The sequence below is a fragment of the Mycoplasma paraquilae genome (assembly GCF_048284415.1).
GTDB lineage: Bacteria > Bacillota_I > Bacilli_A > Mycoplasmatales > Metamycoplasmataceae > Mycoplasmopsis.
Genome location: NZ_JBLVZU010000002.1, coordinates 86,960 through 109,514, shown reverse-complemented (window position 1 = coordinate 109,514; position 22,555 = coordinate 86,960). Strand labels below are relative to the sequence as shown.

At 29.2% G+C, this 22,555-nt stretch carries 15 protein-coding genes and 1 riboswitch; of the genes, 13 read left to right on the top strand and 2 right to left on the bottom strand.

Annotation, left to right across the window (positions count from 1 at the left end):
• Positions 1–38 precede the first annotated feature (38 nt).
• From ACNQ12_RS01560 to ACNQ12_RS01535, 6 genes are all read left to right on the top strand, one after another.
• Positions 39–1,454, top strand: coding sequence for a thermonuclease family protein (locus tag ACNQ12_RS01560; protein ID WP_418037040.1), 1,416 nt, complete (start codon positions 39–41; stop codon positions 1,452–1,454).
• Between the two features lie 101 nt (positions 1,455–1,555).
• Positions 1,556–3,637, top strand: coding sequence for an ATP-binding cassette domain-containing protein (locus tag ACNQ12_RS01555; protein WP_418033655.1), 2,082 nt, complete (start codon positions 1,556–1,558; stop codon positions 3,635–3,637).
• Complete coding sequence (locus tag ACNQ12_RS01550; RefSeq protein WP_416754838.1) at positions 3,621–4,670, top strand: carbohydrate ABC transporter permease; 1,050 nt, start codon at positions 3,621–3,623, stop codon at positions 4,668–4,670. The genes ACNQ12_RS01555 and ACNQ12_RS01550 overlap by 17 nt, the downstream gene beginning before the upstream one ends.
• Positions 4,651–5,649, top strand: coding sequence for a carbohydrate ABC transporter permease (locus ACNQ12_RS01545; protein WP_416754839.1), 999 nt, complete (start codon positions 4,651–4,653; stop codon positions 5,647–5,649). Before ACNQ12_RS01550 ends, ACNQ12_RS01545 begins: the two co-directional genes overlap by 20 nt.
• A gap of 2 nt (positions 5,650–5,651) precedes the next feature.
• Positions 5,652–5,927 carry a hypothetical protein gene (locus tag ACNQ12_RS01540; protein WP_416754841.1) on the top strand — a complete coding sequence of 92 codons (276 nt, stop codon included), beginning with the start codon at positions 5,652–5,654 and terminating at the stop codon, positions 5,925–5,927.
• A gap of 1 nt (position 5,928) precedes the next feature.
• Positions 5,929–8,229 carry a hypothetical protein gene (locus ACNQ12_RS01535; RefSeq protein WP_418037038.1) on the top strand — a complete coding sequence of 767 codons (2,301 nt, stop codon included), beginning with the start codon at positions 5,929–5,931 and terminating at the stop codon, positions 8,227–8,229.
• Positions 8,230–8,308: 79 nt separating this feature from the next.
• Here ACNQ12_RS01535 and ACNQ12_RS01530 read toward each other — a convergent pair whose 3' ends face one another.
• Positions 8,309–8,965, bottom strand: coding sequence for a chromate transporter (locus ACNQ12_RS01530; protein WP_416754843.1), 657 nt, complete (start codon positions 8,963–8,965; stop codon positions 8,309–8,311).
• Positions 8,965–9,684: a chromate transporter gene (locus ACNQ12_RS01525; protein WP_416754844.1), complete on the bottom strand. Its 720-nt coding sequence runs from the start codon at positions 9,682–9,684 to the stop codon at positions 8,965–8,967. The genes ACNQ12_RS01530 and ACNQ12_RS01525 overlap by 1 nt, the downstream gene beginning before the upstream one ends.
• Positions 9,685–10,098: 414 nt before the next feature.
• Positions 10,099–10,265: riboswitch (Lysine riboswitch) on the top strand.
• Between the two features lie 92 nt (positions 10,266–10,357).
• On the opposite strand from ACNQ12_RS01525, the gene pepF reads away from it, so the two are divergent.
• Genes pepF through ACNQ12_RS01490 form a run of 7 tightly spaced genes read left to right on the top strand, consistent with a single transcriptional unit; the run spans position 10,358 to position 22,525 of the window.
• The gene (gene pepF / locus ACNQ12_RS01520; RefSeq protein WP_418037036.1) at positions 10,358–12,199 is read left to right on the top strand and encodes an oligoendopeptidase F; all 1,842 of its coding nucleotides are present in this window, start codon (positions 10,358–10,360) and stop codon (positions 12,197–12,199) included.
• A gap of 10 nt (positions 12,200–12,209) precedes the next feature.
• Positions 12,210–16,100, top strand: a complete 3,891-nt coding sequence (locus tag ACNQ12_RS01515; RefSeq protein ID WP_418037034.1) for an OppA family ABC transporter substrate-binding lipoprotein — start codon at positions 12,210–12,212, stop codon at positions 16,098–16,100.
• Between the two features lie 12 nt (positions 16,101–16,112).
• Complete coding sequence (locus ACNQ12_RS01510) at positions 16,113–17,285, top strand: ABC transporter permease (RefSeq protein ID WP_416754848.1); 1,173 nt, start codon at positions 16,113–16,115, stop codon at positions 17,283–17,285.
• A complete protein-coding gene (locus tag ACNQ12_RS01505) occupies positions 17,285–18,613 on the top strand; it encodes an ABC transporter permease (protein WP_418037031.1) in 1,329 nt (442 codons plus the stop codon). The genes ACNQ12_RS01510 and ACNQ12_RS01505 overlap by 1 nt, the downstream gene beginning before the upstream one ends.
• Positions 18,614–18,623: 10 nt before the next feature.
• The gene (locus tag ACNQ12_RS01500) at positions 18,624–19,676 is read left to right on the top strand and encodes an ABC transporter ATP-binding protein (RefSeq protein WP_416754851.1); all 1,053 of its coding nucleotides are present in this window, start codon (positions 18,624–18,626) and stop codon (positions 19,674–19,676) included.
• A complete protein-coding gene (locus ACNQ12_RS01495; protein WP_418037029.1) occupies positions 19,669–22,059 on the top strand; it encodes an ATP-binding cassette domain-containing protein in 2,391 nt (796 codons plus the stop codon). The genes ACNQ12_RS01500 and ACNQ12_RS01495 overlap by 8 nt, the downstream gene beginning before the upstream one ends.
• Entirely contained in the window at positions 22,052–22,525 is a 474-nt protein-coding gene (locus ACNQ12_RS01490) for a DUF3899 domain-containing protein (RefSeq protein WP_418037027.1), read from the top strand. The genes ACNQ12_RS01495 and ACNQ12_RS01490 overlap by 8 nt, the downstream gene beginning before the upstream one ends.
• The last annotated feature ends 30 nt before the right edge of the window (positions 22,526–22,555 follow it).

Here is a 22,555-nt window from a genome sequence, read left to right as displayed (position 1 = left end):
TAAATTATATTTTCTTGTATGGAGACATTAGGAGAAATATGAAAAAAATAAAGAGCATTTTAATGCTTACACTTGGATGTGGAATGACAGCACTTCCAATTGTTGCTTCATCTTGCAGCTTAACAGATGAACAAAGAGCAGATAATATTATTAAGAAAGAACAATCATTACAAGGAATTAAAACAATAAATGGTCTTGATAAGACTATTGAAATAGAATTTAATTCTTCAACTCCTTTTAAAGTTGAAAATGGTCAAATCTTATCGGTTAAGAAATTAAATACAAATGGTAACGTTGCTCTTGCAAAATCAATTAGCAAATTAACTAAAATGATATCAAGCAAGATTACAGAGTTGGTTCAATTAACCTATACACCTGCTGAAACAACGTATTTATTACCAAATAGCAGTACATTTTCAAATTTACCAAAATATTTTAAAGTAGAAATTAAACAGCCTAAAGGTGAAACTATTAAATTACTTTATGTTTTATCACAATTCAGCCAAGAATTTGCTGATTGAAAAACAGGTGAAAAATTAGGGGTGAATGAATCACCAAATGAAGAAGTTCACTCTAAAGCATTAAAACTTAAACAAATGACAGCTATAAATAATTTTAAATACAGCGCTTTAAGTATGGGTGATTGCAAAAATGTAAAAGATTTACTTGTTACTTTATCTAAAGATACAGTTATGAAAATAAATCCAACATTTAGCGATTATTCAACAGCTCCAGATCCAAAAATATTTAAAAAAGTAAATATTGACTGAAGCAAAGTCGACACTAGAAATTACTTTGATGGAAGAATCACAACAGTTTCTGATGGAGATACCTATGCTGTAGAACTTTATGAAGATAAAGATACATTTGAAGGTAAATTCAAAAAAGGATTAAACCCAATTAAAGATAAACATGATCCAAAAAGAGATCCAAAAATTGAACCTAATATTCGTTTATCTGGAATTGATACACCTGAAAAAGCTGTTTCACAAAAATTATCATCACCATTTGAATATGCATTTGCTTTAATGCCTACTCACTTTGCTGAAAAATTATGATCAGAAGATATGAACTATAGAGACCATGTTCGTGTTGCATTCCTAGGTCATGATGCATATGGAAGAACAACAGCTGATGTATTCTTTGGAGAAGACTATCAATATTCATATAACGTTGAAATTGTAAGAGCTGGATTAACACTTCCAATGCCTAGCTCAAATGTTCAAGCTGATGGTTCAAACATTCACAGTGTTAAAGGTTCATACGAAGATCGTATTTATGAACAACTTGCAGGAGCTATGTTTGATGCTATTGAAGCAAAAAGAGGATTCTTCCACTATTTTGCTACCCCAAGTCAAGTCTCAACATTCATTTATTTAGCAAAAAATAACTCTACATATGCAACATTTGAAAACATTTATAAAAAGTGACTTGCAAAGAATGAAAATAAATAACTTTTATTAGTCATTTTTAACCTTAAAAAAATAATTAATGTAAAATTATTAAGTATTTATTTTTCAATCATAAATATGTAAAACAAAAAGAAAGGAAATTAATGAAACTAATTAATAAATTAATTTCATATGTAAAGGAATTATCAACAAAAGTTAGTGAAGATGATTTAAATAGAATCAAAAACTATACAAATCAACTAGCTAACATTGATTCTGAATCATTCCCTGCTATTGAATTAAAAAATCTTAACATAGATTTTGGTGAAACATTAGCTGTTGATAATGTAAGTTTTAAAATACCAGAGGGTAAATTAGTAACCTTATTAGGTCCATCTGGATCAGGTAAAACTACAACATTAAATGCTATTGCAGGTCTATTAACAGTAACATCAGGAAAAATCTTATTCAAAGGGAAAGATGTTACTGACTTTACACCTCAAAAAAGAAAAATTGGGTTTGTTTTCCAAAACTATGCCTTATACCCACACATGAGTGTTTATGCAAATATTGCATTCCCACTTAAAAATGACCCTGAATGACAAAAGAAATTCTATTTAAATAGAGAAAAAGCAAGAAACGAAATTCAAATCGTATATCTTAAGAAACTTGGGGCTACAGAACAAGAAATTGCAGAATTAAGAAATGCTTTTGACGTTATTATGCTTATTTCAGAAAAATCATCACACAAAGTTGCAGAACTATATGCAAAAATGGTAAATGATTATGAACAAGCACACACTGAATACAAAATTACTTTAGTTCACGAAGATTCTGAGATTTCACTATTAACAAAGAATGTAATCAAAACTAACGAAAAAATTAGACAAGATTCAAAACAAAAAATTAATGAAATCAAGGAAAAATTTGCTTCAGATAAAGCAAATAACTTACTTCCAGAACTACAAAAAGCTGAAATCTTACAAGACTTAGATAAAGCAAACTACAAATTCCAAAAATTAGCTACAGCTGAAGAAATGGAACAAAGAATTATTGAAATCCAAGAATTCGTAAGCAAGCTTTTATTAGTAGACTTCTCAAACTTAATTTTAAAAGACAGAATTAGAATTGTTAAGTTAGAAGAACAGGCTTTAAAAACACTTACAAGATACAAATATTTAATTAAACAAGAAGAAATTGTAAACAGATATGAAGTTCTTAAAGCTCAAACAAAGAAAAACTATTTAGAACAAAAAGCTAAGTTCAATGAACTTTTAAAAACAAATGAAGAATATAAACAATTATTATCTGACTCAAAAAGATTACCTACTGTTGCTAAAATTCTTTACCAACAAAAAGCTAAAGAACTTGTTGAAAAATACGATCTTAAAAATGTTTTAAAACAAGAAAAAGACAATAATGATTTCTTAAACGAAGAAGAAAAAGCACACATTAAAGAATTAGCAAAAGCTGATATTACTTTAAAACAAGCAATCCACAATGAAGTTATGGAAGTTGCTGCTCGTGTTGAAATTGTTCACATTCTTCAAAAGAAACCAACAAGACTTTCAGGGGGACAACAACAACGTGTTTCAATCGCTCGTGCTATTGTTAAAAAACCTGAAATCTTATTAATGGACGAACCTCTTTCAAACCTTGATGCCAAATTACGTATTTCAACACGTCAATGAATTAGAGAAATCCAACAATCATTAGGAATTACAACAGTGTTTGTTACTCACGACCAAGAAGAAGCTATGTCTATTTCTGACATTGTTATCTGTATGTCAATGGCTAAAGTTCAACAAATGGGTACACCACTTGAACTATACAACAAACCTAAAAACCAATTCGTTGCTAGATTCCTTGGTATGCCAGAAATGGGATTATTCGCTTCTGAAGTTGTTAATGGAAAATTAACAATGGCAGGTGTTGAATTACCACAAATCAAATTAGTTGGAAAAGACAATATCACATTAAACATTGGTGTTCGTTCAGAAGACTTTATTATTAAAGAAAAAGGTCAAGATTATTCATTCAAAGGTAAAGTAGTTGTACAAGAAAACTTCGGAAAAGAAAGTAAATTAGTTGTTGATGTTGAAGGAGCTGGAAGAATCAACTTCTTACTTGACAATAACTATGAATTCCGTATTGGTGATGACATCTTCTTCGATGTACCGCTAGCAAAACTTCACATTTTTGATGCCGCTAGTGAAGAAAGACTACAATATGAAATTGTTAAATAATAAAACACATTTATTTTTACAAAAGAAATTACCTTTTCTTTTTAACTGATCAGTTAAAAAGCAAGCATCTAAGAAATCTACTTTATCACACTCTATACTTGATGAGAGAACTCCTGCTTGAAAACCATTGTTATTATTATTACCTGGTATAGTATTGCTTTTACTATTTACTATTACCCCTATGATAATTAACATTGTTGAATCATTAAGAACCGATTCAGGTAATGTTACTTTAGAACACTACCAAAAAGTTTTCACAGACGCTCGTTTTGCTGTTGGGGTTAGAAACTCATTCATATATGGTATGTTTGTCTTACCATTTGTTATGATTATTTCATTAGTTATTTCTTCTGTTATAGCTAAGTTATATAGAAAATATGCAAAAAGTTTTTGACAAACTGTGTTCTTTATGCCTTATGTAACTAATGGTGTTGCTGTGTCTTTAGCATTTATCCAATTATTTAGTACATATGGATTATTAAACAAAATTTTAGGAACAAATGTTCCATGACTTGAAACTAATGATCAATATACATTCAACGCTTTAGTTGCCATGATTATTAATGGTATTTGAAATGGACTTGCATTCAATATCTTAATCTTCACAACAGCTATGCTTGGTGTTGATAAAAACTTATATCGTTCAGCTTCAATCGACGGAACAAATGGATTTAAACAATTTTTCGCAATTACACTTCCATCAATCAAAAGTACAATTAACTTCTTAGTTACACTAGGAATTATTGGCGGATTAAAAGTTTTCCCACTTGCATTATTTGAAAACAAACCAGAAAATGCCTTTAATGCTGGTGGTGGTTCATTAATGCTTTATGTATACTTACAAACTCAATCAGGTAATATACATTTAGCTGGTGCAGCATCAATTTCATTATTTATCATCGGAGTAACCTTCTCATCAATGGTTAGAGGTGGATTCTTCATGATACAAACAACATTAAATAATCTAGGAGAAAGAAATGTTTGAGTTAAAGTTAAAGCTACGCAAGCACTTTATGCAAAAAAGACTTCGTAAGAACCAAGAAAGAGTTTCTTCACAAGTTACAGAGCACAGTTTAACAAAAGTTATTCTTATTAGCGTACTTAAACTATTGCTCTTAGTATTCTTTGGGGTATTAATTTTATTCCCATTCTTCTACATGATCTCTATCTCAATGATGGATGATTCACAAGCTGCTGCGCTTAAAACCGAATTTAGATTTTTCCCTTCATTTGGTGAAGGTCTAACTTACATTAACTCCGATGGGCAACATGGTCTTAACTTTGTTCCTTGAACTCAAGTTGTATCAAATACATACAGTAGAGCTATGTCTTCAGGATATTGAAGTGCCATGTTATTAACATTCTTAAACGTAATAGTATCTGTTACTTTAAAAGTTTTCATTACATTCTTAATGGGATATGCATTCTCTTTACGTAATTGAAGAGGAAAAGGACTTATTTGATTCTTTGCATTAGCCCTATTAGTTTTACCAGAAGTTGCGTTGCTATCAGGACAATACTTCGTTGTTCTTAAAACAAAAATAGCTAGAGACTATGTTGGTTTCTTATTTGCTATCGCACTTCCTTTCACTGCAAGTATTTTTAACACATTGATGTATAAAAATGCTTTCGAAGCTATTCCTGGAAGAATTAAGGAAGTATCACTTGTTGATGGTGCTTCAGGACTTAAATACTTATTTAAAGTTGCCTTTCCAATGGTTGTGCCAACAACATTAACAATCATTATTCTTACAGCTCTTGCTTCATGAAACTCATACTTATGACCATCTATTATTTCTACAATTGCTTCAACTAGATTAGATGTTGTTTCAGTTTGACTATTCAAAGCTGGTATTGACCCAACCGACCCTGACTCAGGAGCAAACGTAATGCAAAACGTTAAACTTGCAGCCAGCTTAATGGTTATCTTACCTATGTTTATTGTTTACTTAATCTTCAGAAAGAGAATCATGGCTGCTATTAGTAGACAAGGTTCAACAATTAAGGGATAATTATGAAAAATTACAAAAGAAAAGTTATTACTTGAGCAATTATTTCAGTGCTAGCACTTATTGCTATTATTGTTCTTTCTATTCTAATTTCACAAGTACAACCATTAATTGATTTAAATGAAAAAGTTACACTTGATATTAAAATCGTTGATTTAGCACAATATGTTAAATCATATTCTATAGGAGGGATAGCATTCGCATGTTTATTATTTGTTATGGGTACAGTAATTACTTACTCAGGATTCAAATCACTTAAATATGTTGAAATGTTTAATTAATATGAATAAAAAAATTAATTTTAAGAAAGCAAAATTATTTTTAGGATCATTTGCAGCTATGGCTATCTTGCCAGTAACTGCAGTATCTTGTTTCTATAGAGATGACTCAACAGTACTTTATGCTGAAAAATTTATTTCAAAAGATGGTAATGGATTTAGCGCTAAAGAACATTTAACAAGCCAAGAACAATACAATAAACCAAATTTAGTAAAATTTGAAAATGATTTAATTACTAAAAGTAAATTACTAAAATATAATTTCTCAAACTTTATTTACAGCCCTCAAAACAGTGTTTCAGTAGACAATAACAACTATTTAAAGGATTTTAAAAATCTTTTTACACCAAACTATAAAACAGAACAATTAGATATTAATCAAGCTAATATCGATAAAATTGACAATGAAGCAATTCGTGCAGATGCACTTAAAAACATTAAAGAATTAAATGCTACATTAGCTGAATATTTAAAAGGTATAAAAGCTAATAAAAAAGAATATAAAGCAATTCCTGCAATCTTTAGATCATTTTCAGGTCTATTAGAAGCTACACAATTAACAACAGATGCTTTTAACTCATTCAAATTTCCAACTGTTAAACCTAACGGTTCAATCGATAAAGAAATTGAAGACACTGAATTAAAAGGATATGTTAAAGGAATAGTTGAAGAACTAAAAAGCTATTCTAGTGTTAAAACATTCAGCTTCCCTAAACCAGAAGATGAAATTACAGAAGCTGATGTTAAAGCAGTTATTAAACATTTCTTACAAGATACACCTTTTTATGCAGAATACTTAATGAATGAAGCTAAATATCCTATAACAACTAAGGATAATGCATCATCAAAAATGTTTGTATGAAACAATGCAACTAAATCAGGTGTATTCAATTACCAAGTTCTTACAAAACTTTACAACACAATTCCATCAGCTGTAGTTCAAAAAACACAAAGAGAATTATTTAATTCAGTTTCAAAATTCGACTTTGTTTCTGTTGCAAATGATGAAGTTGCAGCAACTAAGAAAATCTACAAAATGATGTTTGACAACTACAAGAACTATAATGTTTCATTAGCAGCAGATGATAAACGTGGTATGGCGTTAGGATTTGCACCTGAATACTTAATTACAGGTGTTAACCCAGATGCTTTAGATGACAAAGGACGTCCAGTTCAAAACGACAAATACCAAGTTTTCAATACATCTAAGGGTGCAAATGGAACTATTGTTTCTGTGCTATCAGAAGAAGAACAAAGAGAATTCCTTGCTCAACCATATAATTTCTTCTGATCACACCTATGATTAGTTAACATTAGTGAACTATACAAAATTCAAGGTTCATTAAGAAATAGTGAACAAAACCTTGCTAACTTTAAGAAACAATTAGATGAAGCGAAAACTTCAGCTGAAGTTAAAAAAGCAAATAGCTTAATCAAAGTTACAAAAAGCATTATAGAAAGTGCTCAAGCTAAAATTCATGAAATCGAACTCCAAATAGATGCAATTAAAACATATTCATCTAGAGAAATTCTTCCTGCATATGAAAATATTACAAAATTACAAGCTAAAAAAGATGCTGGCGAAACATTAACTTTAACTGATTTAAGCTCACTATTTGATAGCCAAATCAACTTTATAAAAGCCTTAATTACATTAAAAGGTGGAACTGAATTATCAGCTGACTTAGTTGATAAAGCTACAATCAATGGCACAGAAGAAGAACAAACTAAAATCTATAACGAAAGAATTGCTAAATTAAGTGACATTATTAAAGTTATGGTTAATAATGCTACAATAGCTAAAAATTCAATGATTAGTAAGAATGCTATCGTTTCTGCTGGTATTGCACAAAGTTTTGCTAACTTATACAAACACATCACAGAAACAGTTACAAATGTTTATTCACTTGTAGATCTATATGCTCAATTACTATTTGCTAATGGTGGATACCAAGTACAAATTGTTCAAGGTACAAATGCAGCTTTAATTGCTGATTTAGAAACCCAATTAGCTAACACAAAAGTTCAATTTGAAAAAGATAATTTAAATGAACAAATTAAACATGCTAAAGAAGGAATTTACTGATTAGAAGTTTTTGATAAGGCTTCAAATAAATGAGTTGCTTTTGATGTATTTAGAGCTTACTTATCATATAAGAACCCTAATGTATTCCCAACATACGTGGGTGAAAACTATTCAGTAAATAACGCTTTTGCTTCATCACTTTCAAATCAATATTCAATCAATAAAACATTTGAACAAGTAGCTCATGTATCAGCTTCTTTAGAAGTGCAAAATGATTAAGATTTTAATAAGTTAAATATAGTATGCCTAAATAATCAGGGCATGCTTTTTTATACAAAAAAATCACACCTAGGTGTGACTATCCGGCATATGGAGCAAACAGAATTAATGAAATAATAATATTTACTACAATAATAATAAATAAAGAGAATTTCTTTTTAGCCATAATATAAGAACCTATAATTCCCAATGGCACATACACTTTTAACAAGATATTTTTATATCCAACAAAATAATTTTGTTCACTAATTCCTAAATATCCTTTAGTAGATGAGTTAAAGTAATATTCGGGAACTAAAATAGAAACTAGAAGAGAAATAGCAAGTGAAATCATAATTCCAGCCACTATAGGCTTCATTACAATTAACATATTTGCAACAAAATCATTTGTCTTAAATTTTTTAACATACTTCATTGTAATAGCCATAACTATAATTGCTGGCAAACAAAAGACTAAATAGGTTGCAAACATAGCTAAATAACCTCATCATGATCCATTAGCTACTACATAACCTGTAAAGAACGCGAATTTAGTTGAGACAACACCAGGTGTAGTATTTGCTACTGTAAAGATATTGTTGATTGCAGTTTCATCTAACTGTTCTACTCCAAAAGTGGAATGCATTAAGTTTCATAATCATTGGAAAATAGGCATAAAAACTTGTCCACCACCAAAAACAGATAATGAGATAAAAATGATTAAGGGAATACAAACTAAAAAACCAATTATAGGCATTATTTATCCTCCTTATTCTTCGGATCTTCACATTGAATATTATTTTCTATGTCAGCTTCTTCTAATTCTTCTTTTGAAATCTCACAAATTTTCTTTTGTTCAATTTGTTGTACTTTTGGTGAGTTAAGTTGTCTCTTCTTACGTGTAATCAAGTATCAAATGCTATAAATAGCAATAACAACTACAATAGCTACAACAGGTAAATTGTATGGAGCGGGTATAAATAATGAATATCCTGCTGAAAAAAGAAAAATAAGTATTCATAAAGGAGTAGACATTGTTTTGTGCGCTTGTTTTGCATATCTTACTCCAAAATTAATTAAGAAGGCAATAATTGCTACTAAGACACCTACTGAAACTATTTTTAAGTATTCTGCAGGTAAGTACTTAGTTAATACAACTAAGAAAGCAAAAGCTAAAAGGACGTGCGGTAAAATAGCAACTAATGTAAGTATAGTTCCTTTAACTTTGCCAAGTAATGTAATTGCAATATATGATAATGTTTGTATTACAGAAGCTCCTGGTAGCATATTTGTAACAATAACAATATCATCGAATTCATCTTCGGTAAGTCATTTTTTCTTTCCAACAGCTTCACGTTGAATTACTGGCATTAGTGCATTACCGCCACCAAATCCAATTATAGTTACTTTTAAAATGAAAAGAAATACTTCCCAAAAGCTGGCTTTGCTTGCAACTGTGTGCTTATTTTTTTTCATATTATCCTTTCTATTGTATTCTATCATTTGCAAAATAAAGCGCATTTTATTTTTAGCATTATTGCATAGCCTTAAAGGTAAAAATCCAATATTTTTTCTAAATAAAATTAAATTTTAAACAGATTTCTTAGATATTTTACATGGTAATATAAAAATGTAATGTTTTTTAGTACTATATTATGCAGTTAAAAGCAAAAATGTGGAAAAAATGTGGAATAACCATTTTTTTCATTACTTCAGCTAGATGTGTGTTATAATAAACCCATGAAAAAAGAAAGAAACATGATTACAACTAATATTATTATCACCTTCATCCGTCGTCACTGACATATTATGATGAATGCATTTTAGTTGTATCTGTTTTTTGGCTCATATAAATAACAGATTCAACCTAGAAATCTGTTATTGCTAAAGATAAACTATAGAGGAGCTTTTAGTAAAAGTAAATATTTTAGCAGGCATGCGATGATAAATATTGAAAGGATATAAAAGCCGAAGCATTGATGGTGGCAACCTAAATGCTGGTAGAAAAGCATAAAAGATTTCTACTCTTTGTTTAATACATTGGTGCTATAGATTTACAAATTCCAAAGATAAAAATTTTTTTTGCTATGGGTTTTGTAGGTTTGTAGCCTACAAAACTTTCTTTTTCCATATTTATTAAGGAGAATACATGGCAGCTAAACAATATAAAAAATATTCAGATGTACCACCCCAATATCGCTGGGATTTGGAAGCTATACTTGAAGGTAAAAGCTTAGAATCATGGATTGCACAGTATAAAGAAATATTTAAAACAAGAATACAAAATAAAGATACAAAATACAATAACATAGATGCATACTTACAAGATTTAATTGAATCAGAAAAGCAAACTATAATAAGTTTTAAGATTGATAATTATTTATCAAACAATCATAACATTAATATAGTTGATCCTAAATTTAAGCAGTTAATACAGGAATGAGAATTCTTAAATCAACAATTAGAAGAGGAATATGGTTCAGAAACTAATCGTTTCTTTGCTCATATAGAACAAATGAAACAATGAAAAAATGATCCTAGATTGGCTTTATATAAACGTGAAATTGAAGACTCAATTGAACAATATTCTCATAAACTTAGCGACGAAGTAGAAGAATATATTATTAAGTCAGCTTTAGGTGAACCAGACCCTCATAACATTTTTTCAATCATAACAGACAGTGAACTTGATTATGGATATATTCAACTTTCCGAACATAAAAATGTTAAATTAAATCCAACTAATCGTGTTACATTTGCTAAATCAAATAATAAAGAAGTTAGAAAACAAGCTTATCAAAATTATTGAAATGCTTATTATCAACATCGTCAATCATTAGCAGAAACCCTTTATCAACAATTTAAAAGCATAGTTGTTGAAGCTAAAATCAGAAATTATCCATCTGCTGTTGCAATGTTGACAAATGCTGATAAAGTAAGTGATGAAATTTTACAAAAATTATTTGATCAAGTAGCAACCAGAAGTGCAATCTTTAAAAAATATACCCAAGCTTATAAAAAGTTTTATTTAGCTAAATTTAAAGAACCAATGAAAAAATGAGATGGTTCTAGAGAATTAGTTAATGTGAAATCTGAATATACTGTTGAAGAAGCAAAAGACATAGTAGCTAATACAACTAAACCTTTTGGCTCAGAATATCAAGAACAAGTTGCTAAAGCATTTAGCCAAAATTGAATAGACTTTATGCCGGTAGATAATAAACGCTCAGGAGCATATAGTATCGGTGGAACATACGATATTGATAAAAAATATATTTTAATGAACTTTGATGGTAGATTAGACAGTGTAGAAACACTAGCTCATGAATTGGGTCATTCAATGCATTCATATTTTTCATCTAAATATCAACCATTAGTTAAGTCACAATATCCAATCTTTTTAGCTGAAATTGCTTCAATCTTTAATGAATTAATGCTATTTGATTATCTACTTAAAACATCAAATGACGATAAATTAAAATTTAAAATACTAGGAAACATGATTTCTGGATTCATTGGTACTGTATTGCGCCAAGTTGAATGAGCAAATTATGAATATGATTTATATAATGCAATAGCTGCTGGAAATGCATCTGGTAGTTATGAAACATTATCTGACATTTACTTCAAAAATTCTTTAAAATATAAGAGTGATAAGAAAAAAACATATAAATATGACGCACGAGAAAATTTAAAATCTATTTATGTACCTCATTTTTATTATGGCTTTTACGTTTACAAGTACGCCATAGGTCAATTAGTAGCAAATTTCTTTTTTGCAAAGTACAAAAAAGAAGGTACGGTAGCTTTAGAAAATTATATAAATAATTTTTTAAAAGCAGGATGTTCAAACTACCCAATAGAAATTTTAAAAAATGTTGGTGTAGATTTAGAAAGCAATGAGTTTTATGAATTAGGTTTTAATTATGTAGAAGAATTAATTCAAGAATGAATTGAATTAGGAACAAAAATTTTTAAAATCAAAAAATAAGGAGGAGTACATGAAGAAAAAATTTTTATTATTGTCAACAGTAGCTACAGTTGGAATCTCTCTTCCATTTATAGCTGCTAGTTGTGACAATACTAGACAATCAAAGCCAATAATCACTAATGAAAATCAACTCCAAAAAGCACAAAAGGAAGTGGCTCAATATGATGTTTTAGCCAAAAAAGCTTGAAATGAATATAGTAAATTAAATTCTCAGAAAGACAACTTACTTAATTCTTTAACACCATTTGTAAATGATGTTAAAGATGTTGAAAGTAAAATTCAATTTCAACAAAATGTTGTTTTAACAGCACAAGGAGAGATAGAATATTACAAATTAGCTGCTGGAAAAAATGACTTTGACCAATTAGTGAATGAAATTAAGTTGCTTGAAAACAGTTTACTTAATTTAAAAATTAAAGACTTTTTAGATAAAATACAAAACATGAAATTGCCTTCTGTACTTCCAGAAGACAGTGATGGAAAGCAATACATCTATAATTCTGTTGTTTCACAAATGCAAAAAGCAAGTTCAACAATAGATAATATTTCAGATGAAATTAATAAAAATCAAATTGCTATCGAAAATGTTGGCATTGAAATTCAATCACTAAAGGATAAGTTAGCTACTTTAAAAGATCAAGAACAAGAAAATGCGAAAAAAGAAATACTTTCTAAAATATCAGAATTAGAAACTAAAATGAAAACTTTAAGTACCACAACTGCTTCTGAACTAGTGGATAAGTTAGCAGCAGCAAAGGAAAAAATAGAAGTGTTAAATAAGCTACAAAAAACAGTTGGCCAATTAGCTTTAGCTCAATCATTTGCTAATGATTCTGATGCAAGAAATAAAAGAATTGCATCTTTAAATACAGAAATTACTAAAGCACAAGGCTTAATAGCTGATTTAAAGGCTCAATTAGTTAATAAACAAAAACTTTTTGAATCAAAAAAAGCAACGATTGATTCTGAAATAGCAAAATTTAGTACTCAGTTAAACAATTCATACGAAGAATTTGACAAATATTTTAAGTTAATTAAAAAATTAAATACTGATATTTATGAGTATGATATGAATGCTTTAGACAAGACTGGGGATGATAAATTACAAGGTACTGGCAACTATCTTTCAAAAGCTGAACTTGAAAATATTATAAATCCTGATTTTACCTTTTCTAGTTATCCTGTAGGTGATAAAATTGCAAAAGCTAGAGTTTATCAAGTGTCTTATAATTCATCATTTGGTTTAACAGCATATCCTGCAGATAATTCATCTTCATATGGTACTAGAAGTACACCATCAACAATGGATACAACAACACTAAGTTTTATTTCTATTGAAACTTTGGGGCGTCCAAATATTTTAAATAAACAAAACTATAACATTTCAGAAGCTGGAGTTACACAAAGTAAAGCTCAAAAAATTATTTCTCCTGAAGTGCAAAGATATAAATTAGAACTTGCTGATGCTATTTATGTCTACATTCCAAAACCTGGTTCAGATTTACAAAACCCTGAATATGATGTCAAAATTTTTGATCAAGATGATGCAGGGCTAGTGGAAAAACCAGATAATGCTGATGGATCATATTCTTCTTCTGTTGTAATAAGAACATCATCTAATCCACGTTCAATTAATTCTAAAGAATTTGCATCAGCTCTGGAAAAGGCAGCTAAAATCGCTTTTAGAATTAGACCTGGGCAATTTTGAGTAAATGCTCAAGGGCAAAAGACACAATACCCAATTAACTCTAATGATTTTTATACATCTGTAGTTAGAACTTATATGAATGATGCTAAATATAGAACACAAAATGGTGGAAATAGTTATATTGATGAAGAAGTTAGAAAATTATTAACGATACCAGGTGATTCTTTTTCTCCAAATAGTACTTTCCCAAATGTTTACATTTATAAATTATTTAATGTAAACATTGAGCAAATGCTAAATAAGAGTAAAACAGTAATTCATTCACCTAATCCAAATAATCCTAATGAAACTGACGACTTATTTATGGTTTCAAAATATAATCAAAGTTCACCAGCACAATTTATGAACTTTTTCCAAAATATAGCAACTACTTATGACTTTGTTCCTGCTCCATCAACCTATATTGCTGATATGACACTAAATAATACAGAGGATATTTATTCTCAAGTTCTTGCTACTAAAAATAACAAGCAACTTTATGATACTATAGTTGAAGCAGTTAAATCAGCTTCAGGTCAAGCTAGAGAAGCAGGTATTTACTGATATGGATTTAACCCAGAAACAACACTGTTTGCTGGAAAATACTATGCTAAACCATTTGACTCAGAAACTTTTTCAATATCTCAATATTTAAATCCATACTATTTTGACACAACATATACAGGTTCAAATCAAACAATTACAAAATTTACAACAAATTATTTACAAGCTCCAATTGATCCTGAAACCTATAAAATCAACACATATAACAAATATATAGCAGGTGGATTAGGTGCTTATAATTTCAATGACTTAACTAAAAATAACAAAGAAGCAGTTCAAAAAGATCCTTCGGCATACGGAATGTCATATAAACAAGTTCTTTCTAATACACAATTAGTCAAAGCTTTTATATGAAATTTATTGCCTAAAAAATCAGATAGATCTTATATGAGTGATGCTTTTGCATATGCAATGTATGGGGTATCAAATAAAGAATTAATGAACGGTAATAGCAAAAACATTATGCCATATACAACACTAGGGCTTGGTGGAGAATTTAGAAACATTATTTCTTCTTCAATTGCATGAGCTTCAATTGCTGATCAGCTTTCACAAGCTAACCCAGCATATCCATGAATTACTTCTTTTGCACCAGATGCAAATTTAAATGCTAATGCATCTGATACATCATTGCCAAACAATAGTTTAAGACCAAATCACGATATTATTAACGGAACATTTGTGGTTGATGCACAAACTGGTGAACGTATTGTTTTTGATGCAACTAACAATACATTTTTAAAACCTTCAGATACTCAAAACTTAAATGTTGCAGCTCAAGATATGTCTAAATCAGTTGCTTACGAGCAAATGAAACAAAGAATGAAAAAATTATTAGATAAAGTTTATGCTGATCACCCTGAAATTATTGGGCAAAAAGTTAAATTAGAAATTATGTGATCATTTGGTAATATTACTCAGCCAATGAAACAAGCATATCAAAACTATGCTGATGCTATTAATGGGTTGGATGATAGATTAGAATTTAAAATTAAAGCTTTCAATCCACAAGAAAGAAATGTATTTTTCGATTATTGATTTAATGACACAATTCCATTCATTAGGGTTGGATGATCATATGACTATAATGGAATTGGATCAGCATTTACAGCTTATGCACAATCATTGAATTTAACAGCTTTATTTGCTTCAATATTAACGGATGAACAATATGCTAATAAAGTAAAAAAATCATACCCACAATTTTATAAAGCAGCTCAGTCATTTAAAGAATTTGTTTCCCAACCTGGACAAAAATTATCAGTTTCATTAGAAGACATAGCTAAAAATTTAACTACAGACGAATTGAACAATATGGTAGATTGATTAGGAAATCAAAAATTTGTCAATGGACAACTTGTTAATTTAGATGACACCGATAATGTTACAGATTACATTACTCTAGATGACTTAAATGCTAAATTCTGATTACAATACAACAATTCATTAGATGTAACTAAAAAAGACTTATTAGAATTAGCTGTTGAAATGTCTAATATTTCAGGAGCTGTTCCAGATATGTTTTCTATGACTGCATCAAAATCACCTTTTGCGGCAACCTTAACAAATCCAAATTATATTTTACCAACTACATATAATGGATTTATTGATCAAACAAATTACAGAGTAGTAAAAGAAAAAACTAAATAGAAAGGAAAAACTATGTGAAAATACATACTGAAGCGTATAGGGTTTGCAATAATAACACTAATAGCTATTACAATGGTAGTTTATTTATTAGTTGCACAATTTTCTGATAACCCTTTTGCAGTTAAAGCTCTTGAAGCACAGCAGTCTGCTAGTGGATCAAGCACTTCAACTACTAAAGAATTGCGAACATTATTTGACAAATCTGTTCAATATCACTTGATTCCAAATAATTTAAATTATGAGGAAGTCAAGGGTTCATGAATGAATATTAAATTAAATCCATTTATTCGTTTTGGATATTGAATTAGTAATCTATTTACTAATAGAACAAATCCATTTGGTATTCCTTATGATGAAACAATTTTCCAACAAACTGGAACTGCATCTATTAGTGCATACTTCTTTAAATACCTTAAATATTCAATTATCATTACTTTACCAGCCTTTATAATTGCAGCTATTTTAGGAATTGCACTCGGAATATTTGCTGGTTATAAAAGAGGAACTGTTTTTGACGCTGGAATTAACTTCTTCGCTTTATTCTTTATAGCTTTACCATCATTCGTTATAGCTCCTATTCTGATTTCTATTCTTTTCTCTGTAAACATTCCACCACAATTTATTAACTTTAATAACCAAACAGACGTTGAAGCCTATGGTGTTGGTAAAATGATTGCATCATGAATTCCACCTATTGCTATAATTGTCTTAGGTTCATTATCTGGATATATAACATATACACGTAATCAAGTTATTACTGTATTAACTTCAAACTATATTTTGATTGCAAAATCAAAAGGTTTATCAAACAAAGAAATTTTCTTTAAATACGTTTTAAGAAATATTTCAATCCCATTAGCAGCTATTTTAATTCCATCATATATTGGACTTCTTAGTGGTGGGATTGTTATTGAAACTTATTGAAATGTACCCGGAACATCACAAGTAATTGCGCAAGCTTTCCCTAAAGGTGAAATTAACATTATTATGTTCTCAACGGTGTTCTTTACTACATTAAGTTTATTTACAACAATTATTGTCGATGTATCATTCGCCATTTTAGATCCAAGAATTAAATATACAGCCTCTTCCCCATATAGCTACACTAAATTTATTTTAGCTAGAAGAGAGAGAAATAAACAATTTAAACAAAATGAAATAGTAATGAAAGGAGCAAATAAATAATGAATGCTAAAGAATTTGAAAAAAAATATAATTTATCATTAAATCAATTAAGAACCAGCATTAAACAATTTGCTCCTAGAGAAGAGTCATTATTAAATAATATTGCTGGTAAACCAAAAAAACTAGTTGCTGAAATTTTTAAACGTTTCTTTACTAGTTGAGTTTCAGTATTATCATTAATTGTATTTATTTCGATCTTAATTATTTCAATTGTAGTTACTACAGCTGCAAAATATTCATCAACAGAACCATTGTCACAAACTGTCCCAATTTATTTACCTAATGGTGATATGCTAGAAACATCTTCAGCTGATGTGCAAAATTTACCACCACTTTTTTCACCGTGATATTCAGCAGATAATATTCCGAACTTTGAAAAAATTACTCAAGAATGAGCTAAAAGTGATTATTATGGCGGAGTATTATGAAACAGATTTATGTATTTTGGACCAGATAATCCAAATAATGCAATTAAGATTATTCAATTAAACAATGAAACACAAAATTTATCTGTTAATGCTTATACTTTTTTAAAAACACGTAACATTGCTATTGCATTACAAAACTCTGGTTTAAAAAGCGATGCTTCAATTGACCAAATTAATGCAATGATTGATAAAATTGTTGCAATTAACCCTCAACTAAATCTTTCAACTTATTTAGGAACTAATAAAGATGGTATTGATATATGAACTTTATCATGAGTTGGAACTTGACAAGCAATTAGATTAGCTATTATTGTTGCAACAATTCAAACAATAATCGGGGTAGCAATCGGTGCTTATTTAGGTTTCCATGTTGGTTCTTGAATTGATACTGTTATTATGCGTTTAATCGATATTTTTGTAGCTCCTCCAACACTTATTTGATTATTAATTTTTGCCTCAACATTTGGGACAACTGATTTAACATTAGGAATTGCGCTTGTGTTTATTGGGTGAGTTGGTTCAGTTGGAAGCACTAGAATGTTTATCATTACAGTCAAAGATCAAGAATATATCACAGCATCAAAATCAGTTGGTGCTTCAAAAGCAAGATTAATTTACAAACATGCTTTACCTGCAATTATTGGAAAGATTTCGACTAGTTATGTAGCATCAATTCCTGGAATCATTATGTCTGTATCATCACTTGCTTTCCTTGGGTTCTTCAAATCAGATCAAGCTAACTTAGGTTCAATCCTTTCAAGCGCTGCAGCTCAAGCAGGAAATAATCCATTTATATTAGTATTACCTGCAATGATTTTATTATTAATTTCAATTTCACTTCACTTTGTTGCATTAGGAGTACACGATGCTCTTGATCCAAAGGTTATAAAAACTAGATAGGAGAATTATTATGGAACAAAAAGAAAAACTCTTAACAGTTGAAAACTTAAAGGTTTCTTTTAAACTGAGACGTAATAAATTTATAACTATCGTTCGTGGAGTGAATCTTGAAATAAACAAAGGTGAAATCATTGGCCTTGTTGGAGAATCGGGTTCAGGTAAGTCTGTTACTTCAAAAGCATTATTAAATATTAATGATAATTCTTTTACAACTGCAGATAAAATGGAAATTGATGGCATTGATTTATTAGAACAGAAAAAAGATTCTTTTTGACAAAAAATCAGAGGTCACAAAATTGGATATATACCTCAAGACCCTTTAACATCATTAAACCCAACAAGAAAAATTGGGAAACAATTATTGGATGCTTTAAATAAAAATGATGATTGAAAAGATAAGGATTTAAATGAGAAAAAACTTTATCTAGTTAAATTATTAAAACAATTTGGAATCAGAAATGCTGAACAAGTATTTGAAATGTATCCTCATACACTATCTGGTGGGATGAAACAACGTGTTGTAATCACAATGGTTGTTGCTTTAAAACCAAGCCTAATTATTGCTGATGAGCCAACAACTGCTTTAGACCCTACTGTTCAAGCCTCAGTGCTAGCACTTTTTGAACAAATCAGACAAGAATTTCAAATTACAATTATTTTAATTAGTCACAATATTTCAGTTGTTGCTAAATTCTGTGATTATATTTATGTAATGTATGCTGGTAAAATCGTTGAAAGAGGAAGTAAGAAAGATATTTTTACAAATCCTTGCCACCCTTACACCTGAGCCTTAATTTCAGCAATTCCAGAAAATCGTGAAGATCGTTTATATTCAATTAATGGTACACCACCTGATATGAACAATCTTCCTCTTGGAGATGCATTTGCTCCTAGAAATGAATACGCTTTAGAAATTGACTTTATTAAGGAACCACCATTATTTGAAGTTTCACCAGGACATTATGCTGCTACCTGGCTATTGCACCCAGACGCACCTAAAGTGACATTATCAAAAGAATTACAAAATAGATTAGAAAGTTTTAAGAAGGTATTTAATGAGTAATAAAAAAACAATATTAGAAATTATTAATTTAAAAAAATATTTTGTTAATAAAAATGCAGTTAACAAAGCAGTTGATAATGTTTCATTCGATGTTAAAGAAGGTGAAATTGTTGGACTAATTGGTGAATCAGGTTCAGGAAAAACAACTATTGGTCGCTCTTTATTAAGACTATATGACGACTACAATGGATTTGTACGCCTAGATGGTAAGATTATTTCAGGTAAAAGAATTTCACACAAGCGTAAGAAATTCATGCACAAGAATATTCAAATGATTTTCCAGGACCCAATGGCTTCGTTAAATGGTCAAAATACAATTTACAGCATTTTAAAAGAACCATTAATTGTTAATGGAATTATCAAAAACAAGCGTAAAGATATTCGCAAAGATTGAAATAAAGTTAAATCTAATTTTAGGTTTACATTTATTGAACATGCTTTACAATACCAATTAAAGAGTTTATTAATTTCAAACAAACTTCATGAACCATTCATTGCAAAATGAGAAAATTTAGGAAATCAAATTACTTTTGATGTGCAAAATAATTTAGATGATCAATTTAATTCATATTTTGCTTATCTAGAAGAAAGAACCAAAATTAATTCAATTGTTATTAATAACCTTTACAAAAATACTGAAGAGCTCCTTGCACTTTATGAAGCTAAACAAGCTGACTTTAGAAATAAGAAAATTGACTTTGATGAAGTTGAATTAGAAGAAGCGAGAAATAAATATAAACATGAAAAAGAATTATTCTGATTTACACAAGAATATTACGACTTAAAAGCTTTATATCAAGAGCAAAAACATACTTTTGCTGAAGATAAAAATAACTATAAAGATACAGCTAAAATTTCAAAAACTTCAATTCAAAACTTTTTAGCTGAAGTTAAAAACGAGTACCGTATGCACCGTAATGATGCTTTCTCTACTACGTTTTTAGATTACTACTTCCATGAATACAAATTGTATTTAATTAATCATCGTTTATACCAAGAATTAAAAGCAAATTATTCTAAGTTAAAATTCCTTTCATTTGAAGAATTACTTAAAATGTCAGATGAATTTAGAAAATATTCACAAGAGTTTTATGCAACTAAATTAAATATTAATACAAGTTCTAAAGCTGCAATTAAACAATTAAAAAATATTGTTAAAAATGAATATGATTTCAATTTAGACTCTTATATTAAACAATCATTGCAATTGCAACATGAGTTAAAAACTCAATATAAAAAATCTAAAAAAGCATTAAAGAAAACTCAAGTTAAAATGTTTAAAGAGGCATTTAAATATGCTCCAGACTTTTATCAAGATAGAATGCGTGCTAAAGAAGAATTAGCAAAAGCACAAGCTTTATTTGATGCTGAAGCTAAAAAATACATTATTTCATACCGTGAAAGAATTCAAAAATTACAAGAGCAAATTGCTCAAGCTAGTGAAATTGACAAAGACCTTCGTGCTCGTGATAAAAAAGTTTATGCTCAATTTTTACAAAACAATGATAACTTTATTAAGTTTTATGAAAAAGATATTATTGCTCCATTGGCTAAAGCTAAAAAGAATAGCAAAGAGCATAAAAAATATCTACAACATCAAATTGATTTAAAAGTATATAAAACTAATGTAGAAGATAGATTAAATGGTATAGCATCATTTAAAATTGAACAAAAATACCTTAATAAAAACTTATACAGTGTTTATTTATTAATGGGAATTACACGTAAAGATCAAAAATACAAGAAAATGGGTAAATTTGGCGCCTTCCTTGTTTCTTTAGGGCTACCATTAAGAATGAAACGTATTTCTGATCTATATACACAATCAATTATTTATAAAGCATTAGAAGACGTTGGATTACTTAAACAATTCGCCTATCGTTATCCACATGAATTCTCTGGTGGTCAAAGACAGAGAATCGTTATAGCTCGTGCCCTAATTACAGAACCTAAAATTATTGTAGCTGATGAGCCAATTGCTTCGTTAGATATTTCGATTCAAGCGCAAGTAGTTAATTTGTTAAAAGATTTATGTAAGAAGAAAAATATTGGTATGGTGTTTATTGCCCACGACCTTTCTATGATTGAATATATAGCTGATAGAGTTCAAATCATGCACCTTGGTAAAATTGTTGAATCTGGAAAAACAGAAGCTATTTATGCTAAACCAATCCACCCTTACACAATTAACTTATTTAAAGCTATACCTAAAATTTCAAATGCTAATGAAAAATTCCAAGATGTTAAATTTGAACTTTCTTATTTAGAAGAACAAATGTTCCCTAACATCGCAACTCAATTTGAGGTTGAAGATGGATTGCACTATGTCTATGGTACAAAATCTCAAGTTGAAAAATGATTAGCAAAAAATAATAATGAATAAATTTACCTACAAAATAGGGCTAAAACTTAAAAATGAGTTTACAAGCTTACGTTTTTACATCATTAACTTAGTTTTTTTAGTATTATATTTTGCAATAGTTATTCCTTATTACATTGTCAATAAGGAACATTGGGATTATAACAAAGCTATTGATGCTTTCTCAGTCCCTGCCTTTATAACTTTCTTTATTGCAATTATTGCGTTAGTACTTAAACTAGGCTTTTTAGAACGTACCTTTAAAAAAATGAGATTATCACTTGATAATATTCAAGATTCAAAAGAACAAAGAAATCTCAAAAAGATGCCTAATGAAGAAAAACGCTTATACTTACACAAGAAAAAGCTTGAAGCACAAAAAAAAGAAGATTATGCAGCTAGTCATCCCAAAACCAAATTTCCATTTGTTTTTGCTTCAGTGTTGTATTTAATCCTCTCAATTGCGTTTATTATTGTAATATATGCTTAAAAACAAGTTGGTAACATTGCTTACCAGCTT